Genomic DNA, 17,908 nt, shown 5'->3' on the forward strand with positions numbered 1-17,908 from the left:
CGATGAAACTTATTTTAAGGAATATGGTTGTTGTTGTACTTACGGTTGTTGTATTTGGGTGTGTAACTAATACCGGTGGTTCTGCTAATAATTCGACTGATAAAGCGGAAAAGGGGATTGATTGGGTTGAGGTTGCGCCGGAATACCATGCGGGAACGATTGAGGTTTATCGGGCGGCGACTGATCAGTTAGATGATCGTTTGAAGAAGATGGAGTCGGCTATTACAGAAGTTGTTTCTGAAGTGGATTCGCAGGTTGATTCAAATGAGAAAAAGCCTGCGATTATTCTGGATGTTGATGAGACGATTTTGAGTAATTTGGTGGTGCAAAAGGAGTTTGCTTCTGTGGGATATAAGCCTGAGTTGTGGGATGAGTGGGTGAATAAGGCGGAGGCGCCTGCATTGGCTGGGTCGGTTGAGTTTTTGCAATTGGCGGCGAAACAAGGAGTAATGATTTTTTATGTGACCAATCGGGATGTTTCTTTGGAAGCGGCGACACGAAAAAATTTAGCGCGTTTTGGTTTTCCTATTTCTGAAAGTGTTGATACGGTTTTGTTGCAAAATGAAAAGCCGGGTTGGACAAGTGATAAGGCTTCGCGGCGGATTTATGTGGCTAAGGATTATCAGGTGATTATGTTGTTTGGTGATGACTTGAATGATTTTATTAGTGCTAAGCAGTTGTCTAAAAAAGAGAGGGATGAGGCGGTTGTGAAGTATAAGGGATATTGGGGGGAGAGGTGGTTTTTGCTGGCTAATCCGATGTATGGGAGTTGGGTTAAGTTGATTGGGGGGGAGGATTATAATTAGGGGCGATATTGATGATTAATTGTACATTTGAGCTTTTCCTAATCGGCAGTTTATTAGTAAATACAGATATTTGCATAAGTAATAGTGAATAGGTTTCAGTGATAGCTTACAATCGAAAGTTATGCATCCGTTTAAATTAAAAGAAGTATAAATAGTGAACAACGAAGAACAAGAATTTTTAAATAGTTTAGAAAAGAAGTTGTGGACGGCGGCAGATAAGCTGCGTTCTACCTTAGATGCGGCTCAATACAAGCACACAGTATTGGGTCTAGTTTTCTTAAAATACGTATCAGACTCCTTTGATATCCGTCGAGAGGAGCTTAAAGCTCAATTCCAAAATCCTGACCACGAATATTTCCTTGACCCAGAAGATTACGATGGTGCTGAAAGCGAGGAATACCAAGATGAGCTAAATTCAGAACTCGAAGAGCGCGATTACTACGCTGAAGCTAATGTCTTCTGGGTGCCGTCTCAAGCTCGCTGGCAGTTTTTGCAAGATAACAATAAAACGGTTATTGGGGGTGCTGAGTTAATCCTTGATGATGGCAATAAACTCAAACTTAGTTCTGTCGGTCATTTAATTGACAATGCTTTAGAAGCTATTGAGGTTGATAACCCGAAACTTAAAGGGGTTCTTAACAAGCGCTATACCCAACTCCAAATCGACCAAGCGAAGTTGGGAGAGTTAATTGATTTAATTGCGACGGTTCCTTTCTCACACGATTCGCTTAGCAGTAAAGATATTTTGGGCCATGTGTATGAATACTTTCTAGGTCAGTTTGCTTTAGCTGAAGGTAAAAAGGGTGGTCAGTTTTATACACCTAAATCCATTGTGAGTTTAATTGTTCAAATGCTAGAGCCGTTTAAAGGCCGTGTGTATGACCCCGCGATGGGCTCTGGCGGTTTCTTTGTGCAATCGGAACACTTTATCACTGAGCATCAAGGTAAGATTGGTGAAGTATCTATCTATGGGCAGGAATACAATCATACCACTTGGCAGTTAGCCGCAATGAATATGGCTATTCGCGGTATCGATTTTAATTTCGGTAAAGAACCAGCGAATACCTACACCAACGATCAACATCCTGATTTACGTGCCGATTTTGTGATGGCCAATCCGCCTTTTAATATGAAGGAGTGGGATGCCGGTGTGAGTGATGATGATCCTCGTTGGCAATATGGTCGTCCTCCTTCAGGTAATGCCAATTTTGCCTGGTTACAACATATGCTTTATCACTTAGCGCCTAATGGCAGCATGGGGTTGTTATTAGCTAATGGTTCAATGAGTTCTAACACCAATAACGAGGGTGTTATTCGCAAGGCCTTAATCGAAAATGATTTGGTGGAGTGTATGGTGGCTTTGCCGGGGCAGTTGTTTACCAACACGCAAATTCCTGCGTGTATTTGGTTTTTAACCAAAAACAAAAGAGAGAGAACTTCGGCTTACGGTAAAAAGTTACGCAATAGAAAAGGTGAAGTGCTATTTATTGATGCACGTAATTTGGGGTATATGAAAGATCGCGTGGTGCGTGATTTTACTCAGGAAGATTTAAATGCCGTTACTTCTATTTATCATAATTGGCAAACATCTAAACCTATTAATGAACAAGACAATACTGTCATCTCGACCAAAGTGGAGAGATCTCCCACAGACTACTGCGATGTCCCTGGCTTCTGCAAGTCCGCTAAGTTAGAGGAATTGCAGAAGCACGATTATGTGCTTACGCCTGGGCGTTATGTTGGCGCTGCGGCTGAAGAAGATGATGGCGAACCATTTGCTGAAAAAATGGCGCGATTAACAGGGCAGTTGAAAACTCAGTTTGAAGAGTCGGATAGTTTAGAAGGGGAGATTAAGAAGAATTTGGCGGGGTTGGGGTACGATGTCTGATTTTGTATCAACGATAGGTGATATCGCACAAGTCTTCGATGGACCTCATGCTACGCCAAAGAAAATAGAAGAAGGGCCATATTTCTTAAGTATATCTAGCCTCGAAAAAGGAGCTCTTGATTTATCTAAATCAGCTCACGTTAGTGAAGAAGACTTTAAAAAATGGACTAAAAGAGTAACCCCTAAAGAGGGGGATGTTTTGTTTTCTTATGAAACACGTCTTGGTGATGCTGCTTTAATGCTGCCTGGAATAACTGCTTGTTTGGGGAGACGAATGGGGTTGTTAAGACCAAATAGAGAAAAGGTAATTCCTGAATATTTATTATATGCGTATCTTTCTCCTGCGTTTCAAGAAACCATCCGAGCCAATACAATTCATGGTGCGACAGTTGATCGAATAGCACTTAAAGAAATGCCATCTTTTGAAATAAGAATTCCGCCCATTGATGAACAGAAGAGAACAGTTGAAGTTTTAAAAGCATTAGACGCTAAAATCGAACTCAACCGCCAAACCAACCAAACCCTCGAACAAATCGCTCAAGCCATTTTTAGAAGCTGGTTTGTAGATTTTGATCCCACTCGTGCAAAAATTGCAGCCAAACAAAGTGGACAAGACCCAGAGCGAGCGGCTATGGCGGCTATTAGTGGCAAGTCGTTAGAAGAAATCAATAGACTTTGTGAAGAGCATGACGAGCATGGAAGCACTAATGTCGCGGGCGCAGGAAGCGCAGGAGCGACGCTAAAGCAATTAAAAGAAACAGCAGCTTTGTTTCCTGATGCTTTGGTTGATAGTGAGTTGGGGGAGATTCCTGCGGGGTGGGGAACTGGTAAACTAAGTGATCTTGCGGAATTTAAAAGAGAGAGGTTTGAAGTTTCTGAACTTACTTTTGAAAACTACATTTCAACTGAGAACATGCTGGAAAATAAAAGTGGCATTACAAGGGCTTCATCGTTACCCAAAGTGAAAACTGTCCCGCGCTTTGAAAAAGGGGATATTTTAGTTTCGAATATTCGTCCTTACTTCAAAAAAATATGGCTCGCTCACTTCGAAGGTGGGCGTTCGGGAGACGTGTTAGGGTTTAAATGCAAAGAACCGGATCAAGTTGAATATCTTTATAATTTTCTTTATCAAGATTCGTTCTTCGAATTCATGATGTTGACTTCTAAAGGTGCAAAAATGCCTAGAGGAGATAAAAACGCGATTCAAGGTCTAGAGATTATATTACCTTCGAATGAATTGAGAAAAAGATATTCGAGTCTAGTTAAGTTTTTTTATCCAAAATCGTATGAGCTTGTAAGAGAAAGTGAAACTCTTAAGAATATTCGAAATATGCTATTGCCTAAGCTACTGTCAGGCGATATAGATCCTCTGTTAGATGCAGAAGATAAAGGCTATATGTATGTCTAAACTTGAAAAGATAGCTATTAAGAACATAAAAGGAATTTCAAACAAATCGTTTGATCTACAGCTGTTTCCAAATAAACCTTCGATTTTGGTAGCTCCGAACGGTTTTGGGAAAAGCTCATTAGCATGTGCATTTAACTCAATGAATAATGCCAGAATAGACCTGGCTGAATGTAATCATTTCAATAAAGATAAAGCTAAAAAGCCTGAAATAGTTATTCAATTTGACGGAACTCAATTTAAAGCAACAGAGAACTCGAATACGATATTGAAAAACTTGGGAGTTTCGGTCATCAATAGCCATGTGGTTCCAGATGCTAAAAAACGAAGGATAGGTGGTTTTACTGCAGTAACTACATCCTTAAAGGTTAGCCCTGTAGTGCTCATTGACAATATTCCTGATAAGGTTGATTTTTCGTACAAATATTCAGATCTTAAAACTGAATTCGGCCCCAGTGGTAAGGCATTGCCTAATGCGTCGAAACTATTATCTGAATTGGCGTTTGTTAGTTTAATAGAAAGAGAGATTAACTTTTCTGATTTCAAAAAGAAGCTGAAGTATAAAAATCCAATTACTCGAGTTGTCGAAGAGATTAATACTTTTGAGGGAACTGCAGTTCAGATTCAAGCTCGCATTGAATCTGACTTGTTAGACCAATTGCGTGCGGTTGATGCTTTAAAATCTTTAGCCGACCTTATACGAGAGTACAATGATACTTCTGAAGTAGAAGCTTATTTATTAGCTTGGCAGATTGCTGAATTATCACGAAATCCTGACTTCAAATTAGCGATAGAATATAGAGTTTATTTGAATGAGAAGCTGTTTTTCGATGAGCTTTTAAGTGCGGCTGATACCACTCGGCATAAGATTAAAACTAAAGAAGAAAAGAAAAAGCAAAAAAAACGATTGGTTGTTAATTTTCCTGATGCTGATGATATGTCTAACGGCCAGAGAGATATATTGTCATTCATTGCTCAAATCCAAAGATCACTTAAAAAGCTAAAAAAACAAAACTGCATCCTAGTAATTGATGAAATATTCGACTATTTAGATGATGCCAACTTAGTCGCGTTCCAATACTATGTGACTCAGATTATCGAACGGTTCAAAAAACAAGAGCGAAACATTTTTCCTTTGCTTCTTACACACTTAGACCCTGGATGTTTTAAGCATTTTTGTTTTAATAAGCATAAGTTACAAATTAGATATCTCAATAGAGACTCAGAATTAAACGAACCTGTTTTCCTTAAAATAGTTAAAAATAGGAAAGATCAAGCGATTGAAAATGAACTAAGCAAGTATCATTTCCACTATCACCCTCACGAAGTAGATTTAGAAGACGACTTTCAGCGTCTTAATATGCGAAAAGCGTGGGGGAAATCTCATTCATTCTACAGTGCAGTAAATCAAGAATTGAGAAAATATCTTGAGTCAAGAGAGTTTGATCCTATAGCAATATTGTTTGCAGTAAGAATTAAAATCGAGGAAATTGCTTACGGAAAGTTAGCTAACCAGGAGCAGCAAACAGCATTTCTTGAAGAGCACGGGACATCCAAAAAGCTAGATTATTGTCATGGTATTGGAATGGATGTACCTGAATCCCACTATCTTTTAGGACTAATTTATAATGATAATCTGCATTGGAATAATAAGCGGGATTACTCAACACCTTTAATTGCCAAGCTAGAGAACTTCACTATTAGAAAGATGATTGCCGAGGTGTTTTCTTGATAACCGAACACCAACTAGTTCAACTCTGTAGCAAAGACCATAAGGGTAATGAATACAGCCATGCCTAAACACCAACCCCCATTTACCCTCAACAACAAAATCCTCTCACAAGTTGCAGAGATCAGCGAGGCAATGGGACGTTTATCTGTTGTATTCGAACAAGAACAATCACTCAAACTTCGCCGCGTTAATCGAATGCGAACCATTCAAGGCTCTTTAGCGATAGAAGGCAATACACTCTCAGAAGAACAAATCACCGCCATATTAGATGGCAAGCGAATTATCGCACCACCTAAAGAAGTTAAAGAAGCAAGTAATGCCATAGCGGTTTATGAGCAACTCGATCAATGGCAGCCAGAAAAAGGAAAACATCTGTTGGCTGCCCACAAAGTGTTAATGCTCGGCTTAGAAGATGACGCTGGAACTTATCGTAGTGGCGGAGTAGGCGTAATGTCCGGCAAAAAAGTCGTTCACATGGCACCACAAGCAGAACGCGTACCGGGTTTAATGAAAGCACTATTTACCTGGTTAAAAAATTCCGATGCACACCCGCTAATTACCAGCAGCGTATTTCATTATGAATTTGAATTTATTCATCCCTTTGCCGATGGCAATGGTCGAATGGGGCGATTGTGGCAAACATTAATCCTCAGCAAATGGCATTCAGTGTTCGCTTACATTCCAGTAGAAAGCCTGGTTCATCAACACCAAGACAATTATTATCTGGCGATCAGGCAAAGCACCGCTCAAGGCGAATCAACTCCTTTTATTGAATTTATGTTAGGGATGATTTACCAAGCCATTAAAGAATTGTCAGAAACTTCAACTACCCAGAAAACTGACCAGAAAACTACCCAGAAGACTACTCAAAATCAGCAAGCCATTTTAGACTATTTAAAAATACATCCCCAAGCTAGCCGAAAAGAATTGGCGGAAATGATTGATACCATAACTGAAAGTGGCGTGAAATATAACCTAAAAGCGCTTCAGGATATGGGGTTACTGAAACGAATTGGCTCAGCACGATCAGGTCACTGGAAGGTATTGGATTAGAAGGTACAAGAATGATAACTGAAGATCAACTAGAACAACTCTGTATCGAATGGTTCCAAGAATCAAACTACGATTATATCTGCGGCTACGATATCGCACCTGATGGAAATAGTCCCGAACGAAAAGACTATCGTCAAATAATTCTTCATGATCGTTTACTGAGTCAATTAGAAGTTATAAACCCAAACATCCCAATAACAACTCTCGAACAAGTCGCTGCTCAATTATCTAAACCAGTAACACCAGTATTAATAAAAAACAACAAAGCCTTTCATCAATTCCTACTCGAAGGCGTAAAAGTCGAATTTAAAGATAATAACGGTGAAGAGAAAATAGAATACGTTCAGCTGGTTGATTTCAACAAGGTGACAAATAATCAATTCCTAGTCGTAAACCAATTCACTATCACCGGTAGCAAAGGTAATAGACGCCCTGATGTTGTTGTGTTTGTTAATGGATTGCCCTTGGCCGTATTAGAACTTAAAAATCCCGCAGATAACAATGCGGATATTTGGTCTGCTTACCAACAACTTCAAACTTACAAAGAAGAAATACCGGATTTATTTATTTTTAACGAAGCGTTGGTAGTAAGCGATGGTCTTAATGCGCGAGTTGGCTCACTAACCGCTAGCAAAGAACGCTTTATGCCTTGGCGAACTGTTGATAATGAAAACGACAAGCCGCTCAATGAGTATTTTTTAGAAACACTAGTAAAAGGATTTTTTAAACCAGAGCTGTTTTTAGATTACATCCGGCACTTTGTGTTATTTGAGAATGACGCCGACCAAATTATTAAAAAGATCGCGGGTTACCATCAATTTCATGCTGTTCGCGCTGCAGTTAAAGCGACCGTCATTGCTGCTAAGAAAAATGAAATTGCGGAACCTAGAGCGAACTACGCTAATGAGGTTGAGCCTGGTTCTGGTAAAGCCGGGGTAGTGTGGCATACCCAAGGTTCAGGTAAATCTATTTCTATGGTTTGCTACGCTGGTAAATTATTGGCGCAACCGGAAATGAATAACCCAACTATTGTAGTTGTTACTGATCGAAATGATTTGGATGGACAATTATTCAATACATTTGGTATGGCCAGTGAAACCTTAAAGCAAACACCTGTTCAAGCAAGTGATAGAGACGATTTACGAGATATACTAGCTTCAAGACAAGCGGGCGGTATCGTGTTTACTACAGTACAAAAGTTCGCTTTATTAAAAGACGAAAAAGAACACCCGAGGCTCAGCGAACGCAGAAATGTTGTTGTCGTTAGCGATGAAGCACACCGAAGCCAATATGGTGATAAAGGTAAATTTAATCCACAAACTGGCGAGTATGTCTTTGGATATTCCAAGCATATGCGTGATGCCTTACCCAATGCTTCATTTATCGGATTCACCGGAACGCCAATATCAAATGCGGATAAAGACACCCAAGCGGTATTCGGTGGTTATGTATCTATCTACGATATTCAAGATGCGGTAGATGATGGTTCAACTGTTCCTATCTATTATGAATCACGTTTAGCCAAACTCGATATTAAACAAAGTGAAATCGAATCACTTAATGACGAATTTGAAGAAGTCATTGAAGACGAAGAAGACGTCGCTGAGCGAGAAAAAACGAAATCCAAGTGGGCTGCGCTAGAAAAACTCGTTGGTGCAGAACCAAGGTTAAAACAAGTCGCCAATGATCTAGTGACACATTTTAAGAACAGAAATAAGGGAATGAAAGTACCTGGCAAAGCCATGATAGTTTGTATGAGCCGCGAGATCTGTGTTGATATGTACAATGCAATCAAAGCGATTAGACCCGGTTGGCACGATGCCGATCCCGCAAGGGGCTCAATCAAAATCGTAATGACCGGTTCAGCATCAGATAAAGAAAAGCTCCAGCCGCATATTTACAACAAAGAAGTAAAAAAATTCTTCGAAAAACGATTCAAAGACGTTAATGACCCACTGCAGATAGTCGTTGTTCGCGATATGTGGTTAACCGGATTTGATGCACCTAACTGTCATACCATGTATATCGACAAACCCATGAAAGGGCATAATCTGATGCAGGCGATTGCTCGAGTTAATCGCGTGTTCAAAGACAAGCAGGGTGGTTTAGTTGTCGACTATATCGGAATAGCCAACGAACTTAAGAAAGCGCTTAAAACCTACACAGGCGCAAATGGCAAAGGCAAGCCAACACATGACAGCCATGAAGCCTACTCAGTTCTAATGGAAAAAATGGAAGTCGCCCGCTCTATGTTTGCAACGCCAGTAGAAGGAAAAACATTCGACATAAGCAAATACGAAACAGAAGCAGTAAAACTATTACCTGGCGCAATGGGCCACATCATGGGGTTAGTCGGCGCGAACGACAAGCTTGATGGAAAAAGACGCTTCCTTGATGTTGTTGCCGCTATTAACAAAGCATACTCACTATGTAGTACTTTGGATGAGGTAATCCCCATCAAAAAAGAAATCGCGTTTTTCGGTTACATCAAACAAGGCATTATGAAGTTTACTTCCGTAGATAAACGCCGAAGTGACGAAGAGAAGAGTTCTGCGTTAAAGCAAATAATAGACAATGCAATAGTCTCTGAAGGAGTAGATGACATTTTCAATTTAGTCGGCTTAGACAAGCCAAATATTGGATTACTTTCTCCTGAATTTATGGAAGATGTCGCTCAAATGCCAGAAAGGAACTTAGCTGTTGAACTGCTGCAAAAACTACTGAAAGACGAAATAAAAGCACGTCTTAAAACGGATGTCGTGTCTGAAAAAAAATACTCAGATCGAATATTAGAAACGATAAGGAAATATCACAACAGAGCAATTGAAACTGCACAGGTTATTGAAGAACTGATCCAAATGGCCAAAGACATGGCTGCCGATGCAGAGATGGCAGAAAAGTCTGGGCTGAATCCCGACGAAATCGCTTTTTATCGGGCGCTTATTCAAAACGAGTCAGCGATAAAGGAATTAGGAGATAATAAACTTAGAGAGCTAGCTAAGTTTGTAACGGCTAAATTAAGAAGCTCAACTACAGTTGACTGGCAGGTAAGAGACAGCGTTAGAGCGAAGTTGAGAAACCTTGTTAGAAGAGCACTTAAAAGATGGAAATATCCTCCGGACAAGTCAGATGAAGCCATTGACCTATGCTTGAAGCAGGCTGAAGCTTTAAGTGAGAGTTGGAGTAATTAATTTCGCAATTGTTAAACTACATATGGGTATAGCCTAATGGCGAATAATCTAAAAACTATATCAATTTCTTCAAACGAATCTTTACAATCTATAGAAGATTTTATTGAAAAAGTAAGTTCAGGAACTCAATATAAAATAAGGCTTCCGTCGCGCCTAAATACTCGTGGAGCCTTGGGGATTGAGGTCGCAGTTATCCAACTGATTGGAACTTGGTTGAAGAGTTCGAAATATAAAAAAATACTTCATAGTTATCAGAGACCTCAGCCAGAGGATTTTAAAGGTTTGTGTTCTACAATTTATGGAATTGCGGGACTGTCGCTTGTTGATGAAGTTTGGGATATCGAAAAGTCATACGTAAATAAAGGGCTGGCGTTAGAGGAGGCGAAGCTCAGCATTGAAAAATTAAGAAATAAGAAGTTTGAGGAAAGCTTTACTAGCCGATATTTTGGTATCCCATGTATAAAAACTCCGAGCTACGATAGAGAGTTTGATATGCCAGTGTACAATAAGAAAAAAGGGGATGCCGAGGTAATAGAGAGCGGGCCGTTTGAAAGTTTACTTAAAGGCGTTTTAGATTATGTGATTGGTGGAAAGAGCAGGGTAAAGAGGTTAAATAATAGAATTGGGGTGGGAGAATTATCTGAGTTGCTTTGGGAATCGTTCAAAAACACCCATGATCATGGCCGAATTGAAGAGAATGGAAATGAATTGTCATCGAATTTCAGAGGAATGATTGTTCAACAACAAGATTTAACAAGTGAGTATTTCGATATTTGGTGTGGAGACAAACCTACTCTTAAACAAAAACTGTTCAGAGAAAGCTGTTTTTCAAAAAATATGAAAAGCCATATATTGGATATATCAGTTGTAGATTTAGGAGCCGGAATCATAGAGTTGGCAAAAGTTAAGTCCAGGCTTGAGGATAGCAAAGAAATCTTACTTTGGTGCTTAGAGGATGGAAAGTCTAGATTGTCTGGAAGCAGTAGAGGAGAAGGTTTTACTAAAATTCTAAACAAAGTGGCTGAAAATAAGGGGTGGATAAGAATTCGAACTGGAAATCTATTACTTGAAAAAACCTTTCATGGTACCAGTCAAGGAATAGATATATCTGATATAGTAATTGTGGGAAATAGAGTAGCGGGGACATCTTTACATATTTCGATTCCTTTAAATAACAATACAAACAAAGGGGAGTGTTAGAATGTTTGTATTCGATTGCTATTCCGAGGAAAAGAATTGCTTAGTATTGTTTTTAGGACAATATGATCCGCGATCTAGAGCATCACTATCAAGTGAAATTCAAGAGGCATACAAACAAAGTTTAACTCCTGAGGTTATTATATTTTTATATCCTAAATACATTTCTTCTGAAATTTCAGAATTGTTGTTAGATAACAGCTTTATCATTGACATTACTCGGCAAAAACACTCTCAGGTTATTTGTGTACATTTCGATAAACATGGCGTGTTAAAAATACAGAAAAACTTGTCTAACGAGGGTAATTCCAATGCGTTACCAGATATGAAATATTTGTCAAGAGATATCACTAAATATGGATACCGACATCTTTTAGATTTGCGAAAAAATGAAGTTTTAGTGCGCTCTCCTGCTGGTACTATCTTTGTGAAGCCATCAGGCAAAGAAAAGGAAGAGTTTATCTATGCTTCTGCTCTGGCTAGAAATAGTTGTGAACATCAGTTTTTAGCAATGTCTTTATTAAGCTTTTTTCCGGCTGATAGAGAAATAGAGTATATCTACATCGATACTGCTAGCATCTCAGCTATTGCAGAATCTTTAACTTATTATTTGTCACGTTTTCAAAATACCAATTGTAAACAAGTTAAATATGAGAGTTTTAGTTCGTATGATGGAATGGATACTCAATGCCCTGATAATACAGATAGTGCCTGGGTTATTATTTCTGCTTCAGCGAGCATGAGTATGGGAAAGAAAATAGTCAAGTCCTGGCGATTAAACCCTAAACAAGTGATTACAATATTATCGTACCAGTCAACGTTGGCTGATACAGAAGACAATATTGGAAATGCGCTTGTTTTTTCAGTTGATGATTATTCAAGTAGAGATGATAAAAGCAAATCTCCAGTTAAAGTACAAGTCCAAGGAGAGAGTTTTGCAGCCGAAATTTCAACCCCCATACCTATTTTGTTCGGTTTAGCGCACAAACCCAAACTTATTGACAGCGCAATTTATAAATATACAAAAAAAGGTACTTTTTCGTTGAACAGAAAATCCGTAAGAGTACACGTGGATTATTCAGAGCTCAGAAAGAACTATTTATCTAAAGGAAAGGTTTCCGGAAAGTTATTTGAGTGGCTGAATCAAGTTGTAAAGTGGTCAATTCCAAAGAATTTGAAATGTATTGTTATAGGTAATGATGAATCCGACATTATTTTTCTTAAAGATGTAAAGCATGTTTTAAAGAACAATGGATTCGAATTGAAGAATATAACTGAAATTCATGCAGATTCACACAGTGAAATGTGCGAGATTGGCGAAGGTGGAGTGTTAATATTAAGTTCTGCTATCAGCTCAGGACATAACTTTGTAGATGTAAATCGTGCGTTAAGATTGGCTGGACACAAGGGAATGAGGATCTTTGTTACCGCATTTACAACGTCTCATACGGTTAAAGAGTTTAATTTGTTTAAGCAAAGTCTAACTCAAGGTTTTAATGGTTTTAGATATGCTTTTTTTACTTATAAAAAAATAAGCTTAGGAGATAAAAGCATTTCTTCTTGGGAAAGTGAGAAAATGTGGATTACAGGTTTAATAAATGGTGCAAAAGATGAAGAGCCGGGATTACATTATTGGTTGAGTAGAAAAAGTATGTTAGAGAAAGTAGGAACAGGCCTAGATGGAAAAGTAGGTTTGAAGTTCAGTAATTCAACTGGAAAGCTACAGTTTGCACCTGATTTTGTATTTTGGCCTCCATCTTATGAGGTTGACAAGGTTTGCCATGAGGCAGTTTATATGACTGTTTGCGCTATTCTACAAAACGCTCGCGACAATTACGTTTCCGGTCAAAAATTAGGTTCAAATATTTATCAACATAGCGTAATAGCTCCAGAAAACTTTGTTAGATTCAATGACTCTCTACTCCAATCTTGTATATGGCGAGCCGCGTATCCTTCAGAGTTAGACTACCGACGTTCTGAAGTATTGAGTAATGATTTTCAAAGAATCTTATCTAAAATTATGGTTTCATGTAATTCTGAACGAGGAGAGGTTTGTTTAGATTTACTAATCGCAATCGCTCTAAGATGGATAAAGCTCAGTAAAAAAGCATTAAATAAGTTACTAATTGATGCTGAAGAACATTTAGTGGAGCCGCATGCAAAGTTGCTAGTCGAACAAATAAAATTCGAATTTCAATTATAGTGAGTGATAGAGTTGTAAAAGTTTGTATTTATAATCAATAAACAATCAATATTAGACACTCTGATTTTAAATTATTTAAACTCAATGAGTTAAAGAACATGTTTTAAAATAAAGAGATTAAAAACAGAAAACAATGACAACGCTAATTAACGATACTGTTCTTCTATTTTCCGTATTACGGGGTCAGATTCGCTGAGAGTAATTCTATTTAGTAAACGGAATTTCAATGGACGAAAAATCATACCTAATACTTGTTTATAATAAGAATGGAGGCCGCTGGAAAGATCGCACGGCAAAGATATGCCAATATAAAAAGGGTGAAAAGACAACTGAGATAAAATTTTATGGAAATGAAAAGATCTACTCTTACAGAAACGATAAAGTAGAAGCCTGTACCCCAGCCAATATCAGACACCCTGATTTTAACTTATTTAAAATCAACAGGTTAAAGCGGGATGTTTTAATGGAGAAAGTTGCAGAGTCAACATAACCTATCAAGCTGTTTAAAAAAGTGCCAATCAAACTCGGTTAAGAATGGCGACAAGTGACCAAAAACATTCCCAAGTTTCTAAACCCGCCTGCAAACATTAGACTGCAGAACAATCACCCAAATTTTATCATCCACAAGCTACCAACCACCCCAATTTTCAATTATGATACCCCAATGAAAACATCAATCGACCACTTGCCAGAAAACAAACAATCCCAGCTCAAATCGGCTGTTGAGATTGTTCGAAAATACACCGACCCCGAAATGATCATTCTTTTCGGTAGCTATGCCCGTGGCGAATGGGTCGATGATCTTGACGAAGAAACCATGAATTACCGCTACCAGAGCGACTTCGATTTATTGGTGATCACCGAAACGGCAAAACAGGCCGAAAAGGTGGAAGAAAACGGACATATGAATCAAAGCCTGAGAAGTCGGATCAGAAAAACACCCATCAGCATCATTGCTGAGTCAATCGAGTCGGTTAACTCTAATTTACGCAAGCAACAGTATTTTTTCAGTGATATTAAAAGGGAAGGCATCTTATTGTTTGATTCAGGTCGTCTTAAACTGGATGAGCCTGCTGAAATTGATGACGTTTTACGAAAAAAATTAGCACAAGAAGATCTGGATTTCTGGTTTAATAACGCAAATGAATTTTTAATAAACTTTAATGCCGCTTTAAAAAGAAAGAGTTTTAATATCGCCGCTTTTGAACTACATCAAGCCACAGAAAATCTTCTAGCTACTAATCTCCTAGTGTTTACACACTACAAACCCAGCACCCATGATATCGAAAAACTCTACTCACTAGTCAACAGCTTACACAACGAATTTATCACCGCTTTTCCATTAACTACCGACAAAGAACAGAAACTGTTTAAATTGCTACGCCGAGCTTACGTGAATGCCCGTTACAACAAAACCTACACGATTAATCAAGAACAACTAGAATGGTTAGCTGAGTGCGTTGAAAGACTCAAAGAGCTGACGAAGAAATTGTGCCGGGAAAAGATTGAGCGTTTTTGATTTATTCATGTTACTTGAATACTCATAATAGAGTCGCTAAGTTTTCGGCAGCTAATTTATTGCCAAGCGAAACGGCTTTCAAATAAAAATTTTTAGCTTTCTCTAGATTTCTAGGAACGCCTAACCCATGCTGATAAAAATATCCTAAGTTATTCATTGCCATAGGATTGCCTCCGTCGGCTGCTTTTTTATACAGTTGTGCCGCTGTTTTATAGCTTTTCTTAACGCCAAGTCCATTTTCGTACATCCAGCCTAATTTAGCGACTGCTATTGGGCGTCCGTTTTGCGCCGATTGTTCAATGTATTTGAAAGCGAGGTCATAGTCTTTTTCTACACATTTTCCATGCTCTAACCAATTTCCATAATTTAGAAGGGCTTTTGGATAATCGAGTTTCACTGCATGTTCCATTGCAATAACTGCCATTTCGCAATTGCCATTCTTAACTTGTTCTATCGCGAGCTTGTGTATTGAAACAAAGTCGCCATTGGCTATATGAGCTTTAAGTTGATTTTGCGTATTATTAGAAAAAGAATAAGAACTAAAAAGCAATAACCATGAAATGTAAAAATTTCGTAACATCGAAATCCCTTGATTTTAATAAACCAAAATACCAGACAGGCACATTATAGCGAAAGTCTCACATACCACTGAGAAATAATCAACTTTCTAGGCGAAAGTTCCAATGCATCGAAAAATAATCAAACCAAAAACAGACACTCTGAATTTTACTTCTTAACAAGAGAAGTTGAACAGCTTGTTATTACGTGGCAACTAAAAACAACCGCTCAATATTTTTGATACTTTTAATCCAAAGCTGTTTTAGGTCTGTTTTTAAATGACTAACTTCGTTTTAATTTAGCTTTGGCAAGTCAACCAGAAATACTTTGATGCAGTGCAGGATAAGCATAGCTGTTAAAATCGGCGTAGTGAAGAAACGTTAATTTGAAATCCCTTTGATATAACTTAATGAGATTTTAAATTTAGGTTATTTATCTTTAGCGCTTTTTCAACACTGTGTATCAAGGAATAAAGTGGTTTTGGCAGAGTTTCAAATGCTGATTCATGCAAATAAATAGCGCCAGGTAGTTTTTTGCTGCTGGTTAATTTTTGAAATTGGCTACTAAATTGTCTAGAATCTAATAAATCATTTGTTTATTCGTTGGTTTGACGAATTAACAAAAAGAGCAGGGAACCGAAGAGAATGGAATCTACCCAAGTTAAAAGCCTCAACGAATTTCACGACGTAATCAATCAAAATAAAAATCAATGGCACTGTTGGTTTTACAGAGGCCAATCTAAAGAAAACTATAAACTCACACCCAAAGCCGGAAGAGAACCATTTTTAAGTAAGGCAAAAAATGATCAAGCTTTATTCGAAGCTTGGTATCGACATGCCGTTGGTCTTCAAGATATTAATCACTTAACTGACTGGGAAGCACTCGCCGTCGCCCAACATCATGGATTAGCGACTCGACTATTAGATTGGTCTTTTAATCCACTCAATGCACTTTACTTCGCACTATATGGTGGAAGCTTAGAAGTTAACGAAAAAGACAACTGTGTTGTATTTGCACATTATTCAACTGAAGAGTTTGTTGATACAGAAAACCATCAGTCCCCATTTGACATAAGTGGCATTTGCCGCTTTCGGCCAAACACTGTTTCCCCAAGAATTGCACAACAAGGTGGGATATTTACTGTTCATAGCGCACCTCATTTATGTTTAGAAGAGAATTTACATAAAGATGAAAGATTACTGAAAATCATTATTGATAAATCAGTGAAAAAAGAACTATCGCAAGAGTTATCACACTATGGTGTTAACTCTTTAGGGCTATTTCCTGATTTGGATGGATTGTCTAAGCATATTAATTGGGCGTTTGTGAATTTGGATTACAGTTAAAAACTGAAGAGAGTTAAACGAGGATAAGATAATGTCGAAAAAAGTCGCTGTTATTACTATTCATGGAATGGGAAATACTGAAAAAGACTATGCTGATGAGCTTTTCGAAAAGCTTAGAAAATATATTGGTGTTGACAAGAGAAAAGTCCATTTTGGCAGCGTTTATTATCAGGATATTCTCCAGCCCAATGAAGAAAGAGTATTTAAAAAGATGAAAAAAGCTGGAATCGACTATAAGAAACTTCGAAGGTTTTTTCTTTATGGCTTTTCAGATGCTGTTGGTCTTGAGCACAAATCACATCTGACTGACTCTCCTTATTATCAAACACAAGTCAGAATCAGAACATCGCTTTCAGAAGCATTTCAAGCAATGAACAATGAAAGTAACCCTGTTGTATTCATATGTCATTCTTTAGGAGGTCAAGTGCTGAACAATTATATCTGGGATGCTCAAATGCCTAATGCCGGTAGAGGCATATGGAAAGGAAAAACGAAAGACAATTCTAAAGAAGATAACTTTCTCCGATTGAAGAGTTTAAATACGCTTTACACGACAGGTTGCAACATACCTATATTTTTAAGCGCTTGGGATGAAGATGATATAAAAGCAGTTGCTCATGATTCAAAGGGGTATAACTTCAAATGGCATAACTATTATGATGAAGATGATGTACTTGGTTGGCCCCTTAAGCCATTGAGTTATAGCTATAAGAATGCAGTATTCAAAGATCACGAAATCAACGCAGATGGTGGTTTTTTAGGTAAGTTATGGCGGGGATGGAATCCGATGAGCCATGGGGGATATTGGACTGATAGAGATTTTACTAAGCCAGTTGCTAGACAAATTAGAACCTTAATTTGAAGCTCTTAGTTATTGAGTCTTACTAACGAGGAAATGAATACATTACAAATGTTTTGAGTGCCAATAGTTCATTACTGGTTATATATTATCTGAACTACTTAATGTTAGTACTCAAACGAATTGTATCGAGATAGAGAAATCCAGATTG

The 17,908-nt window shown here is 38.2% G+C and carries 13 protein-coding genes; 12 read left to right on the plus strand and 1 reads right to left on the minus strand.

Annotation, left to right across the window (positions count from 1 at the left end):
- Positions 1-2 precede the first annotated feature (2 nt).
- From FLL46_RS11855 to FLL46_RS11900, 10 genes are all read left to right on the plus strand, one after another.
- Positions 3-806, plus strand: a complete 804-nt coding sequence (locus tag FLL46_RS11855) for a 5'-nucleotidase, lipoprotein e(P4) family (protein WP_142893738.1) — start codon at positions 3-5, stop codon at positions 804-806.
- A gap of 154 nt (positions 807-960) precedes the next feature.
- The gene (locus tag FLL46_RS11860) at positions 961-2,694 is read left to right on the plus strand and encodes a class I SAM-dependent DNA methyltransferase (RefSeq protein ID WP_142893739.1); all 1,734 of its coding nucleotides are present in this window, start codon (positions 961-963) and stop codon (positions 2,692-2,694) included.
- Entirely contained in the window at positions 2,687-4,102 is a 1,416-nt protein-coding gene (locus FLL46_RS11865; protein WP_142893740.1) for a restriction endonuclease subunit S, read from the plus strand. The genes FLL46_RS11860 and FLL46_RS11865 overlap by 8 nt, the downstream gene beginning before the upstream one ends.
- Complete coding sequence (locus FLL46_RS11870) at positions 4,095-5,831, plus strand: hypothetical protein (protein WP_142893741.1); 1,737 nt, start codon at positions 4,095-4,097, stop codon at positions 5,829-5,831. Before FLL46_RS11865 ends, FLL46_RS11870 begins: the two co-directional genes overlap by 8 nt.
- Positions 5,832-5,891: 60 nt before the next feature.
- The gene (locus FLL46_RS11875) at positions 5,892-6,884 is read left to right on the plus strand and encodes a Fic family protein (RefSeq protein ID WP_142893742.1); all 993 of its coding nucleotides are present in this window, start codon (positions 5,892-5,894) and stop codon (positions 6,882-6,884) included.
- A gap of 11 nt (positions 6,885-6,895) precedes the next feature.
- Positions 6,896-10,075, plus strand: coding sequence for a type I restriction endonuclease subunit R (locus FLL46_RS11880; RefSeq protein WP_142893743.1), 3,180 nt, complete (start codon positions 6,896-6,898; stop codon positions 10,073-10,075).
- 36 nt (positions 10,076-10,111) lie between these two features.
- On the plus strand, positions 10,112-11,275 hold the full coding sequence (locus tag FLL46_RS11885; RefSeq protein ID WP_142893744.1) for a hypothetical protein: 1,164 nt from the start codon (positions 10,112-10,114) through the stop codon (positions 11,273-11,275).
- Between the two features lies 1 nt (position 11,276).
- Positions 11,277-13,475 carry a hypothetical protein gene (locus FLL46_RS11890; RefSeq protein ID WP_142893745.1) on the plus strand — a complete coding sequence of 733 codons (2,199 nt, stop codon included), beginning with the start codon at positions 11,277-11,279 and terminating at the stop codon, positions 13,473-13,475.
- A 226-nt stretch (positions 13,476-13,701) separates the two neighbouring features.
- Complete coding sequence (locus FLL46_RS11895; protein WP_142893746.1) at positions 13,702-13,965, plus strand: hypothetical protein; 264 nt, start codon at positions 13,702-13,704, stop codon at positions 13,963-13,965.
- A 174-nt stretch (positions 13,966-14,139) separates the two neighbouring features.
- Complete coding sequence (locus tag FLL46_RS11900; RefSeq protein ID WP_142893747.1) at positions 14,140-14,994, plus strand: HEPN domain-containing protein; 855 nt, start codon at positions 14,140-14,142, stop codon at positions 14,992-14,994.
- 22 nt (positions 14,995-15,016) lie between these two features.
- Here FLL46_RS11900 and FLL46_RS11905 read toward each other — a convergent pair whose 3' ends face one another.
- Complete coding sequence (locus tag FLL46_RS11905) at positions 15,017-15,418, minus strand: tetratricopeptide repeat protein (RefSeq protein WP_168204141.1); 402 nt, start codon at positions 15,416-15,418, stop codon at positions 15,017-15,019.
- A gap of 778 nt (positions 15,419-16,196) precedes the next feature.
- Between FLL46_RS11905 and FLL46_RS11910 the strand changes: the two genes are divergently transcribed.
- Positions 16,197-16,898: an FRG domain-containing protein gene (locus tag FLL46_RS11910; RefSeq protein ID WP_142893749.1), complete on the plus strand. Its 702-nt coding sequence runs from the start codon at positions 16,197-16,199 to the stop codon at positions 16,896-16,898.
- 31 nt (positions 16,899-16,929) lie between these two features.
- Positions 16,930-17,760, plus strand: a complete 831-nt coding sequence (locus FLL46_RS11915; protein WP_142893750.1) for a hypothetical protein — start codon at positions 16,930-16,932, stop codon at positions 17,758-17,760.
- The last annotated feature ends 148 nt before the right edge of the window (positions 17,761-17,908 follow it).

This window comes from Aliikangiella coralliicola, assembly GCF_007004725.1.
GTDB lineage: Bacteria > Pseudomonadota > Gammaproteobacteria > Enterobacterales > Kangiellaceae > Aliikangiella > Aliikangiella coralliicola.